Source organism: Dickeya oryzae, assembly GCF_020406815.2.
GTDB lineage: Bacteria > Pseudomonadota > Gammaproteobacteria > Enterobacterales > Enterobacteriaceae > Dickeya > Dickeya oryzae.
Genome location: NZ_CP162670.1, coordinates 893,155 through 905,777, shown reverse-complemented (window position 1 = coordinate 905,777; position 12,623 = coordinate 893,155). Strand labels below are relative to the sequence as shown.

Here is a 12,623-nt window from a genome sequence, read left to right as displayed (position 1 = left end):
GGGCAGCCGGTCGGCTGCCCAGAATACCGATGTCACGGTCAGACGCGGTTCGTCACTCTGCCGTTTTATTCTTTTTGCTGGCGCGTTTAGCTCGCGTGGCTGCCGCAATTTTACGTGTTTTTTCAGCGTTCTTTTGCGATTTTGCTGCCTTCTTTTTACCGCCGGTTTTCGCCTTACCGTTATCCTTGCTGGCAGACTGGCGTTTTTTACCGTCTCCCTCAGGGCGGAATGCGCTATCCGGCTCAAAGTTGGCACGCTGGCCGGTACGGCGACGACGCGGCGGCTTCGCACCGGTATCGCTCCCCCTCTTCGCCCGGTCGCGCGAGGTTTTACCTTCGCCACGCACCTTACGGGTAGACGAGATCAGCGCAAAATCAATCTTACGCTCATCCATGTGTACCGCTTCAACGCGAATTTCTACCTCATCGCCCAGTCGGTAAGTCTGACCGCGAGATTCGCCGATCAAGCGCTGGCCAACATTGTCATAACGATAGTAGTCATTATCCAGCGTGGAGACATGCACCAGACCATCGATAAACAGGTCGTTAAGCCGCACGAAGAAACCGAAACCGGTGACGCTGGATATAATCCCGGTAAAGGTTTCCCCCACATGGTCCTGCATGAAATCGCACTTCAGCCAGTCAGCCACATCGCGTGTGGCTTCATCGGCACGGCGCTCAGTCATCGAGCAGTGTTCGCCCAGTTGCAACATTTCGTTGAAATCCGCATGCCAGCCACCGCTTTGCGTCCAGCGGTTTTTACGGTCGCTCAGCAAATACTTGATACCACGGTGCAACGACAAGTCTGGATAACGCCGGATCGGTGACGTAAAATGTGCATACGAGGTCAACGCCAGCCCAAAGTGACCGCGGTTTTCCGGGTCATAGATAGCCTGCTTCATGGATCGCAACAGCATGGTTTGCAGCATCTCATGATCTGGCCGATCGGCGATGGAATCCATCAACTCAGCATAGTCTTTCGGCTGTGGCTTCATGCCGCCTTTGAGCGTCAGCCCCAACTCGCCCAGCACGCTACGCAGCGCCAGCACGTGATCTTCACTGGGCTGGTCATGCACGCGGAACAATGCCGGTTCTTCACTCTTCTCGACAAACTTCGCCGCCGAGATGTTGGCCAGAATCATGCACTCTTCGATAAGCTTGTGCGCATCGTTACGCACGACGGCTTCCACCCGTTCAATACGGCGTTCTGCGTTGAAGATAAACTTGGCTTCTTCGGTTTCAAACGCGATACCTCCACGCACCTCACGCGCATGCTCCAGCACCTTGTACATCCGGTGCAGCTCTTCCAGCGGCTCCACCAGTGACTGGTAGTGTTCGCGCAACGCTTCATCGCCCTGCAAAATGCTCCACACCTTGGTGTAGGTGAGGCGGGCATGTGAACTCATCACCGCTTCATAGAACTTGTAGCTGGACAATTTACCCTGCGAGGAGACGGTCATCTCACACACCATACACAGGCGATCTACCTGCGGGTTCAGTGAACACAGCCCGTTAGACAGCACTTCCGGCAGCATCGGCACCACTTGCGATGGGAAATAGACCGAGGTGCCACGCGCGCGGGCCTCATGGTCCAGCGCCGTACCGGGGCGCACATAATAGCTGACATCCGCTATCGCCACCCACAGCCGCCAGCCGCCACCGCGTTTTTTCTCACAGTACACCGCATCGTCAAAATCACGAGCGTCTTCGCCGTCAATGGTCACCAGCGGCAGGGAACGCAAATCCACCCGGCCTTTCTTGGCGCTTTCCGGCACCTCTTCAGCCAGGTCGCTCACCTGCTCTTCCACTTTAGGTGGCCAGCTGTGCGGGATTTCATGGGTGCGCAGCGCGATATCCACCGCCAGCCCGGTCCCCATGTTGTCGCCGAGGATCTCCACGATCTTACCGATCGCCTTGGTGCGACGGGTCCCGCGTTGGGTCAGTTCCACCACCACCACCGTGCCCATGCAAGCCCCGGCGATACATTCCGGTGGGATCAGGATATCAAAGCTCAGACGGCTATCGTCCGGCACCACAAAACCGGTACCGGCTTCGGTGAAATAACGCCCGACTATCTGACTGGTACGCGGCTCCAGCACACGCACAATGCGCCCTTCACGACGTCCCCGGCGGTCTTCACCCAACGGCTGGGCCAGCACCACATCACCGTGGATCACCGTTTTCATTTGTTCAGCGGACAGGTAAAGATCGTCTTTACGTCCTTCCACCCGCAGAAAGCCATAACCATCACGATGGCCGATCACCGTGCCACGCAGTAAATCCAGCTTTTCCGGCAGGGCGTAACACTGACGACGGGTAAACACCAGTTGCCCGTCGCGCTCCATCGCGCGTAACCGGCGGCGCAGCCCTTCCAGTTGCTCATCGCTGGTCAGTTGCAGATCGCTTGCCAGTTCTTCACGGCTGATAGGGGTATCCCGTTTTGCCAGATGCTCCAGAATGTATTCACGGCTGGGGATGGGGAATTCGTATTTTTCTGCTTCACGTTCCAGAAACGGATCTTGTGACATTGCGGTTCCTCCGTTGTCATCAGCAGGCAGCTGAGCAGGCTTATTCAACCAGAAGTAATTTATAGAGGGGCGGGTTTTCTTCCACCATATCGGCGAGCGTATAATTATCCAATTCTTTCAGGAAATTCTGTACGGCCTGTTGCAATACCTGTTTGAGTCGGCAGGCGGGGGTAATATGACAAAACTCCTTGCTGCAGTTAACCAGAGAGAGCGGCTCCAGTTCCCGTACCACATCGCCGATGCGAATGGTGGACGGATCGCGGCCCAACCGAATGCCGCCATGCTTACCACGCACTGCCATAACCAACCCGGCGCGACTCAGCTGATTGATAATCTTCACCATATGATTGCGTGAAACGCCATACACTTCAGTCACTTCTGAAATGCTGGTCATTTTGCCCTCCGGCAATGACGCCATGTAAATCAGCGCGCGCAAACCATAATCCGTAAAACTTGTTAACTGCACAGAAACCTCGGGTACTTTTCCAATCGAGTACGTTGCCGAACAGCCACCTGACTGCCCCAAAAACGTGAACCGGAACCAGGATGGCGCTCGTTGTCCTGACACCAGACACATCATGTTCATTTTTTATCAGCAGATGATAAACCAGTGCTCCGCGCCGGGCGAATTTATTTAGTACTCAGAGATCTTTCTTAAAGGAAAATTCGCCGAGTTGACGCATTTCTGTTAACAAAACATAAGAGAATCTTGCTATCTAACATGCTGTTTCATCTGTTATGTTCTGAACAAAAATAGCCCTACATGTACGTTAACGTATGGCAAGCCAGAGATAGGCTTTGCCAGTGTTTTTTATTCTGCACACACTAGGAAATGGACCATGCGTTTGAAAAATCTCTCCATCCGTACCGGCCTGTTAACCTTGCTGGCTGTTATCACCCTGCTATTGCTGCTGGTCAGCGGTATGGGGATTCAGGCCATCAATAAAAGCCGGGACTCCCTGACGCAGCTCAACCAGATTCAGGGGGAGCAGTTGGGCGCGTTGATGAACGGTTATAACCTGACGCTACGGGCCAGAGCGTCCGCGACACTGGCGGTACGCAAGATAGAAATTGGTTTGCTGGACGTGGGAGCTAAAGAAACGGATAAACTGGATAGTTATATCCAGCAGTCCGACAAAGAGATTCGCCAGTTCAGTAGCGTCGGCACCACCAGTGAGCAGGAGCAAAAACTGGCACAGCAAGTGTTAAAAACCTATCAGGACTACCTGAATCAGGGATTAAAACCGATGTTAGAGTCCCTGAGAAAGCAGTACACCGACGAATACTACACCTTGCTGGAAAATAACCTGACGCCCCTGAGCGACGCATTTGATAAATCCATCCAGAATTTCCGCAGTTACTCCCAGCAACTCTCCGAACAACACATCCAACAGGCAAACAGCAACGAACGACTGATGCTGATGCTGATAGGCTTTGCTTGTCTGTTATCCCTGTTACTGGTCTTGCTGGGCTGGCTGGCGTTACGCCACATGCTGCTCAAACCGCTGGATCACGCCATCGAGCAACTGGAACACGTTGCCTCCGGCGATTTGACCCACCGCATTACCACCGGCGGAGACAATGAACTGGGTCGCCTGAACGACGCCATTTTGCGTATGCAAATGGCGCTGCTGGATTCCGTTGGTCAGGTGCGTGACGCCAGTCATCAAATCGATCAGGGCAGTCGTGAACTGTTTAGCGGCAACCGCCATCTGGCGGAACGTACCGAGGAATCGGTCGCCGCGCTGGAGCAAACCGCCGCCAGCCTGGAAGAACTGAGCGCCACCGTTAAACGCAACGCCGATAACGCCGAACTGGCCCATCAGTTGACCAATCAGGTTTCCGATACCACCGATCGCGGCAATGAATCCGTCAACTACGTGGTGGAAAAAATGCGCGAAATCGCCGCCAGCGCCAAACGCATCAGCGATATTCTCGGTGTGATTGACGGTATCGCCTTCCAGACCAACATTCTGGCGCTGAACGCCGCGGTGGAAGCCGCCCGTGCGGGTGAACAAGGGAAAGGGTTTGCGGTGGTCGCCGGTGAAGTGCGTAATCTGGCGCAGCATAGCGCTCAGGCCGCCAAAGAGATCCGCACACTGATCCTCGACTCTCAGTCCCATGTCTCAGAAGGGCTCGATTTGGCAGCCAAGGCAGGTGAAACCATGGATAACGTCGCAGACGAGATCAACCGTATCACCACGCTGATGAAAGAGATTTCTTACGCGTCTCAGGAACAACATCGCGGTATTGAACAGGTGAACATCGCCTTTACCCAGATAGATAAAGTCGCACAGCAAAACGCGTCTCTGGTCAAGGCCTCCACCGATACCACCCAGTCGCTGGAAGAGCAATCCCGCCAACTGGTACAGGCCATGGCCATGTTCCGTATCGAAGACCACACGCCGCTGCTGCAAGCGCGCTGATTCTGTCTTTGGCAGTGGCCTCACGGCCACTGCGTTTTCACTGACTCGTCCTTGTGGCTCTATTGCTGCTGGCTCACGCTTTCAGTGCACTACACAGCACCCTGCACAATAAACGGGCGCATTACGCCATGTTTTAGCGCCAAACCATGCAACCTGCACAGGTAATGTATTCACAATGCTCTGGCGAGCGTCCCAGATTCCCCGTTAACGCGTTACCGGCAGTAAAACCGGCACGCTCTTTGCTGCATACGCGGTGGCGCACACTACACTGAATATCACTGACATTGTCGTTTCCCCTGAATGGGAAGAGAAGGGAAAACCGGAGGGATCATCATGTCGGCATCGCATCAACGCAGCCTGTCTTATCGCGACAGTGTCCATAGCCATACTGAAGCGCACCATACTGAAGAGCAGTGGGACAGATGGCGTAGCGACTTTCTGCTGACGCTACTCACCACAGACGCGCTGGATCTGGCGCTGATTCATCAACGTGCCGACCGCCTGCAATGGCCGCTGGACGTGCCACACCGGGTGGTGGCATGGCGTATAGGTAACGAGGCAAGCCTGTTCGCCTCAGCGGATTACCGCGCCCCAGAGGCGCAACTGCAGCATTCACGCCTCCTGCTGCAACAACGGCTACAGGCGTCGCTGTTAGCATCCCCCCCGCCATCCGCGTCACGCTCTCCCCCACCGGTGGTCACGCTGGGCTCGCTGTTCCTGATGGTGTTGCCAACAGACAGCCCATTACTGCAACCACCGGGGCATCAGCGGCTGGTGGCGTTACGCCAGTCCATCCACGCCGATATCGCCCCATTGACGCTGTACGTTGGGCTATCCAGCCCGGTCAGCTCAGCAGCACAATACCGGCAGGGGCTTAGCGAAGCCCAACAGGCACTTGACGCCGTCGCCAGCCTGCAACCAGAAAAAGGGCTGTGTGATTACACTGAATTAGGGATACTGCAATTGCTGGGGGCCGTCAGCGACCCAACGCTGCTGACCCGGTTTATGCACAATGTGCTGGGCAATCTGGTGGAGCATAACCGTAAGTCGCCTTATTTGTTGATTGAGACGCTGGATGCAGTATTGCAGGAAAACAGTAATCTGATTAAAGCCGCCGAGCGGCTGGCTATTCATCGCAATACGCTACATCAACGCCTGCAACGCATTGAACAATTATCGGGTGGCACCCTGAACGACCCACTGTTTCGCCTTAGCGCCGCCGTCGCGCTCATGATCGGGCGTCTTTCTGGCTTTCCAACGTCAGCAAGCACCGTGTCACCATTCAACGCCCCGTCACAGGAGTGATTATGAAGATTATCAACGCCGTGTTACGCCATCAGCCCGGGCTTTACACCGTGCAACTGCAAAATGGCCTGATTGCGGCCATCGACGCCCAATCCGGTCCGCACCCTGCCGCACCCGACGACATCGACGCCGCAGGGCAACTGGTGATTCCACCACTGGTAGAACCGCACATTCATCTTGATGCCGTTCTGACGGCGGGTGAGCCGCAGTGGAATATGAGTGGCACGTTGTTTGAAGGCATCGAACGCTGGAGCCAGCGCAAAGCGACGATCACCCATGACGATACCCGGCACCGGGCGTATACCGCCATCAGCATGTTGCGCGATCACGGCATCCAGCATGTCCGTACCCATGTTGATGTCACCGATCCCTCGCTGGCGGCGCTGGAAGCCATGCTCGAACTCAAAAACGAGGTGCGCGACCTGATAGACCTGCAAATCGTCGCCTTTCCACAAGAAGGTATCGAATCGTATCCGGATGGTCGCCAGTTGATGGAACGCGCCATTGCGCTGGGTGCAGATGTAGTTGGTGGCATCCCCCACTTTGAAAATACCCGTGAACAGGGCGTCAGTTCCGTGAAGTTTTTGATGGATCTGGCAGAGCGTACCGGGTGTCTGGTTGACGTGCATTGCGATGAAACCGATGACCCGCATTCACGCTTTCTGGAGGTACTGGCGGAAGAAGCACGGGTGCGAGACATGGGCGCGCGGGTCACCGCCAGCCATACGGTGGCGATGGGATCGTATGACAACGCGTACTGCTCGAAGCTGTTTCGTCTGTTACGCCGCTCAGGCATCAGCTTCGTCTCCTGTCCGACGGAAAGCATCCACCTGCAAGGACGGTTCGATACCTTTCCTAAACGTCGTGGCGTGACCCGCGTTGCCGAACTGGACCGGGCGGGTATGAACGTCTGCTTCGGGCAGGACTCCATCAGAGACCCGTGGTATCCACTCGGCAACGGCAATATTCTGCGTGTTCTCGATGCCGGACTACATATTTGCCACATGATGGGGTATCAGGATCTGCAACGTTGCCTCGATTTCGTCACCGACAATAGTGCTAAAGCCCTACATTTGGGCGATCATTACGGTATCGCTGTCGGTCGCCCGGCCAATCTGGTGATTATGGATGCACAAAACGACTACGACGCACTCCAGCGGCAGGCAAAGGCACGGTTATCTATCCGCCACGGGCGCATCATCATGCAACGTGCACCCGAACACGTGATTTATCCGACAACGTAACTGTCTGACAACGTCACCGGACTCGTTATGAATCCGCGTTCACGGTTAATACATAGCCACAATAAACGCAAGGGTGATACCGCCGTCACCCTTTTTCATCAAACTTCCGGTCAACACCTCAGAAATCGCGGCTGATGGTCGATAATTTCTTTGTCAGGAAAATTTCCCAAAAATGAACTAAAAGGAAGTAATCGGACGAACGCCTGCATCGAAAACGGCCTGCCGTTAACCGCGTATCAACACGGATTGTCATAAGAAGAACAGTATCGATGATGAGGTGAATGATGACCGGTTCTGCATGGAATTCAGAAAGTCTGTTTCAGGGCATCCTCGACCGCTGCCCGGTGGGCATTGCCGTTATCAATTACGACGGAAAGTATGTCACCGTGAATCCTGCCTATAGCGCTATTTATGGTTACACCCAGGAAGAGATGATTAATCATCCCTTTACCATGGTTTTTCCTGAGTCTACCCGCGCATCCGTTCTGGCCCGTCATCAGTCGTTTCTCGATGAAGGCGGCAAGCTGGGTGGGGAATGGACGGTCGTGCGTCATGACGGCGTAGTCCTGACGGTCTGGTCAGAATCGGTTCCCTTCGCACAGCACGGCCATAAAGCCGACCGACTGGTGTACGTACTCGATATTACCGAGCGCCAAAAAGCACGTGAACAGATGAAGATTGCCGCTACGGTCTACGAAAGTACCCAGGAAGCCATCATCGTCATCGATACCCATCGAAAAATTATCTCCATCAACCCGGCTTTTACCCGCCTGACCGGATATAGCGAAGCCGATATCGTGGGACAACCGTCGTACATATTCCGCTCCGATCGCCATGATATTGCTTTTTATGATGCCATCTGGCGCAAAGTGAATGAGGATGGGCTGTGGATTGGTGAAATGTGGGATCGTAAAAAAGACGGCAGCGACTATCTCAGAGAACTGACCATCAATGTGGTCAAAGACGCGGCAGGCACCCCCATCAACTATGTCGGTGTATTTTCTGACGTTACCCAGCGCAAGAAACAAGAGGAGTTAATCTGGCGGCAAGCCAACTACGACGCGGTTACCGCGCTGCCAAACCGGCACAGATTTCAGGATAAACTCGAGCGTGCGGTTGAGCGAGCCAGGCAAACCGGCCGCCCCATGGCGTTGATGCTGATAGACCTGGACCACTTCAAATCGGTTAATGACAGCCTGGGACATCGCGCTGGCGATGCGCTACTCTTTGCGGTATCGACCCGCATTACCGACTGTATTCAGGGTGCCGATACCATTGCGCGTATCGGTGGCGATGAATTTGCCATTATCCTGTCTGACCTGCAGCGAACCGACGACTGTGAGCGCCTGGCTAACACCTTGCTGCAGCGTTTGGCACAACCGTTCAATATCGATGGCGAAAACATGATGGTTTCCGCGAGTATCGGTATCGCGTTATTTCCCAATGACAGCGACACGCTAGAAGAACTGTTCAAACATGCCGATCAGGCGATGTATGCGGCCAAGAACGCAGGGCGCAACGGCTTTCATTATTTCACGCCTGCCTTGCAGCAGGCTGCACGCGCACGCTTACGCCTGACCAACGATCTGCGCCAGGCGCTTGAGTGCGCTCAATTCGAGGTTTACTACCAGCCGATCATCGAACTGGCTACTAACAGGATAACCAAGGCTGAGGCGCTGGTGCGCTGGCATCATCCCGTACGCGGTATGGTCAGCCCGGCGGAATTCATTCCACTTGCGGAAGATACCGGCCTGATTGTTCCACTCGGCGATTGGGTCGCACAGCAGGCCATCATTCAGTTGGCGCAATGGCGTAACACCCTTCACCCACACTTTCAGATAGCCATCAACCAGTCTCCGATTCAACTGCGCAGCAAAGATTTCACTGAAATGACCTGGGTGCAGGAACTGGCACGACATGGGTTAGACGGCAGCGCTGTGATCATCGAAATCACCGAAGGGCTGCTGTTGAATGCCGAACTACGGGTGAATAACAATCTGCATCTGCTTCGGAATGCTGGAATACAAATCGCCATTGATGATTTCGGTACCGGGTATTCGTCACTGGCCTACCTCAGAAGATTCAATATCGATTGCCTGAAGATAGATCGCTCCTTCATCGAGGATCTCGATGGCATCGGGCTTGAACTGTGCGTGGCGATTATCGCGATGGCCCACAGCCTTGGCCTCAATGTGGTAGCCGAAGGGGTTGAAACGCAGCACCAGTGCGACACTCTTACCCGACTCGGGTGCGACTATGCGCAGGGCTTTTTGTTCTCACGCCCCGTTCCAGCCACAGAGTTGACGATGCTGCTGCAAGCCGCCACCGATACGACTGAAACAAAATCGGCGTAAACCGAAGGCATTGATGACGATAGCCATGCTATGGCGCATGGTTTCGTCACAACGACTCTTCACGACGGTAGCTCTTCACGGCGATAGCCATTCACAGCCGCGCGATATGTCAAAGCCAGCTATCGCCAGCGCAGCCGTCCGCTAATAGGCCTTCCTGACACCGCTGTTGGTAGCTCTGCTCAAAGGTCTGCATCCCCACCTGGCTGCCGGTTTGCAACAAACTCGGCAACTGGTGGGTTTTACCTTCGCGGATCAGGTTACTCACCGCCGGTGTGGCAAGCAGTACCTCAAATAGCGCCACACGCCCCCCCTGCACGCCCGGCAAGAGCTTCTGTGCCACTACCGCCTGCAAACTCGCCGCCAGTTGTGTGCGCACAAAGGCTTTCTCTTCGGCCGGGAACACGTCCACCAATCGATCCACCGCCTGCACCGCCCGCCGGGTATGCAACGTCGCCAGTACCAGATGGCCGGTCTCCGCCGCCGTCAGCGCCAGCCGGATGGTCTCGCTGTCACGCAACTCCCCCAACAACAACACATCCGGGTCCTCACGCAACGCAGCCCGCAAAGCGCTGGCGAACCCCTCACTGTGTCGGCCGATTTCCCGCTGCTGGATCAGGCTACGTTGACTGGTATGCAGGAATTCAATCGGGTCTTCCAGCGTAATAATATGGCGGGCACAGCGTTGATTCAGTGCGGCGATCATCGCCGCCAGAGTGGTCGATTTCCCGCTGCCGGTCGCCCCGGTCACCAGAATCAGCCCATCCGTACGTTCAGCCAATGCCGCGACCACCGCAGGTGCCCGCAGTGCCTGCAAATCCGGCTGGCCGTGTGGGATCAGGCGTAGCGCTGCCGATAAACCGTGGCGCTGCATAAACAGATTGGCCCGCAACCGCTGTCCTCCCGCCAGCGTCAACGCACAGTCGGTCTGCCCACACCGGTGCAACTGCTGCGCGCACTCCGGGTCCAGCCAGCTCTGGCACCATTGTTCCAGCTCGGTGTGCTGTAACGGCTGCTGGGTAGCATCCGCCACCAGTTGGCCGTCGATACGCCGCACCGGGGGATGACCGCTGCACAGGTGCAGATCGGATACATTCTGTTTTACACTAGCGTTCACCCATTCACTCACATCCATTGATTGGCCTCCTGAATCACTATGACGATGACACCGATATCGACAGTTCAGCAAAACCTACAGGACGTCCGGCAGAAAATCTCGGCGGCAGCGCAACGCTGCGGGCGTGCGCCAGAAGAGATTACGCTGCTTGCCGTCAGCAAAACCAAACCTGTGAGCGCGCTCGAAGAAGCCATCGCGGCTGGGCAACGGGCATTTGGCGAAAACTATGTACAGGAAGGGGTGGATAAGGTTCGTCATTTTCAGACCGCCCTGCCTGATATCGCGCTGGAATGGCACTTTATCGGGCCGTTACAGTCGAATAAAAGTCGTCTGGTGGCAGAACATTTCGACTGGTGCCACACCATCGATAGGCTGCGTATCGCCCAGCGCCTGAGTGAGCAACGCCCGGCGCACCAGCCACCGCTCAATGTGCTGTTGCAGGTCAACATCAGTCAGGAAGCGAGCAAATCCGGCATTCTGGTCAGCGAACTACCCGCACTGGCCGCCAGCGTGGCGACACTACCGAATCTGCGACTGCGCGGACTGATGGCGATCCCCGCGCCGCAAACGGATCATGCCCAGCAACTGGCGGTATTTCGTCACATGACTGAACTTTTTCTGCAACTGAAAGTGGATTATGGCACCTTGGATACCTTGTCGATGGGGATGACCGACGACATGGCTGCCGCCATTGAAGCTGGCAGCACGATGGTACGCATCGGTACCGCAATTTTTGGCGCACGTGATTATAGTTCGCCGACCAGTTAACCTAACGGACAGACGAAAACAGCGAGAATCTGATGGAACACCGTAAAATAGCCTTTATCGGCGCGGGCAATATGGCACAGGCGATCATCGCCGGTTTGATGGCAGGCGGTTATCCGGCCCACCAGGTCAGCGTTAGCGCACCGTCCGCCACCCACCGGGATCAACTGGCCGCCCGCTATGGCATTGCCAGCCTGAGCGACAATGCCGCCTGTGCGCGTGACGCCGATGTGGTGGTGCTGGCGGTTAAACCGCAACTGATGGCCAACGTTTGCGGGGAACTGGCAAAACAGGTGGATTTCAACGGCAAGCTGGTATTATCGATCGCCGCCGGTGTTAACGTCGCCCGTTTCCGCCAGTTACTGGGCGCATCGGTCAACATGGTGCGTATCATGCCAAATACCCCCTCGCTGGTAGGTCAGGGCATGAGCGGATTATACGCACCGGCCGGGGTTAACGAGGCCGATCGCGCCTTTGCCGGTGACCTGATGCAAAGCGTCGGTAAACTGTGCTGGGTCGCCGACGAGTCGCACATTAACGGCGTGATTGCCGCTGCCGGTAGCGCGCCTGCCTACTTCTTCCTGTTTATGGAAGCGATGCAGCAGGAGGCCATGCGTCAGGGGTTCGACGCCGACACCGCCCGATTGCTGGTACAGCAGGCGGCGAGCGGTGCAGCGGCACTGGTGGAAGCCAGCCCGCATACCCCGTTATCTACCCTGCGGGAAAATGTGACCTCCAAAGGCGGCACCACCGCTGAGGCACTACGCGTATTCAACGAGCGTCAGTTGAGCCAGACGGTCGCTGATGCTATGCAGGCCGCTGTACACCGGGCAAAGGAAATGGAATCGCTGTTCTGATTACCACCTGAAAGATGACTTTGAATGAAGG

Annotated in this window: 9 protein-coding genes; 6 read left to right on the top strand and 3 right to left on the bottom strand. The window is 55.7% G+C overall.

Annotated elements, in window-relative coordinates:
- Positions 1-52: 52 nt before the first annotated feature.
- Both rnr and nsrR read right to left on the bottom strand, forming a co-directional pair.
- Positions 53-2,527 carry a ribonuclease R gene (gene rnr / locus LF929_RS03815; RefSeq protein ID WP_226092493.1) on the bottom strand — a complete coding sequence of 825 codons (2,475 nt, stop codon included), beginning with the start codon at positions 2,525-2,527 and terminating at the stop codon, positions 53-55.
- A 40-nt stretch (positions 2,528-2,567) separates the two neighbouring features.
- Positions 2,568-2,993 carry a nitric oxide-sensing transcriptional repressor NsrR gene (gene nsrR, locus LF929_RS03810; protein WP_038909663.1) on the bottom strand — a complete coding sequence of 142 codons (426 nt, stop codon included), beginning with the start codon at positions 2,991-2,993 and terminating at the stop codon, positions 2,568-2,570.
- 373 nt (positions 2,994-3,366) lie between these two features.
- On the opposite strand from nsrR, the gene LF929_RS03805 reads away from it, so the two are divergent.
- The 4 genes from LF929_RS03805 to LF929_RS03790 all read left to right on the top strand — a co-directional run bounded on the left by LF929_RS03805 (position 3,367) and on the right by LF929_RS03790 (position 9,856).
- Complete coding sequence (locus tag LF929_RS03805; protein ID WP_019843503.1) at positions 3,367-4,953, top strand: methyl-accepting chemotaxis protein; 1,587 nt, start codon at positions 3,367-3,369, stop codon at positions 4,951-4,953.
- Between the two features lie 333 nt (positions 4,954-5,286).
- Complete coding sequence (locus LF929_RS03800) at positions 5,287-6,258, top strand: CdaR family transcriptional regulator (protein ID WP_226092494.1); 972 nt, start codon at positions 5,287-5,289, stop codon at positions 6,256-6,258.
- 2 nt (positions 6,259-6,260) lie between these two features.
- Positions 6,261-7,502: a cytosine deaminase gene (codA, locus tag LF929_RS03795; protein ID WP_226092495.1), complete on the top strand. Its 1,242-nt coding sequence runs from the start codon at positions 6,261-6,263 to the stop codon at positions 7,500-7,502.
- A 281-nt stretch (positions 7,503-7,783) separates the two neighbouring features.
- Entirely contained in the window at positions 7,784-9,856 is a 2,073-nt protein-coding gene (locus LF929_RS03790) for an EAL domain-containing protein (protein WP_226092496.1), read from the top strand.
- Between the two features lie 109 nt (positions 9,857-9,965).
- On the opposite strand, the gene LF929_RS03785 is transcribed toward LF929_RS03790, so the two are convergent.
- Positions 9,966-10,988 carry a type IV pilus twitching motility protein PilT gene (locus tag LF929_RS03785; protein ID WP_226092497.1) on the bottom strand — a complete coding sequence of 341 codons (1,023 nt, stop codon included), beginning with the start codon at positions 10,986-10,988 and terminating at the stop codon, positions 9,966-9,968.
- 21 nt (positions 10,989-11,009) lie between these two features.
- On the opposite strand from LF929_RS03785, the gene LF929_RS03780 reads away from it, so the two are divergent.
- Positions 11,010-11,738: a YggS family pyridoxal phosphate-dependent enzyme gene (locus tag LF929_RS03780; RefSeq protein WP_264084742.1), complete on the top strand. Its 729-nt coding sequence runs from the start codon at positions 11,010-11,012 to the stop codon at positions 11,736-11,738.
- 32 nt (positions 11,739-11,770) lie between these two features.
- Positions 11,771-12,592, top strand: a complete 822-nt coding sequence (gene proC / locus LF929_RS03775) for a pyrroline-5-carboxylate reductase (RefSeq protein WP_226092498.1) — start codon at positions 11,771-11,773, stop codon at positions 12,590-12,592.
- Positions 12,593-12,623: the final 31 nt, after the last annotated feature.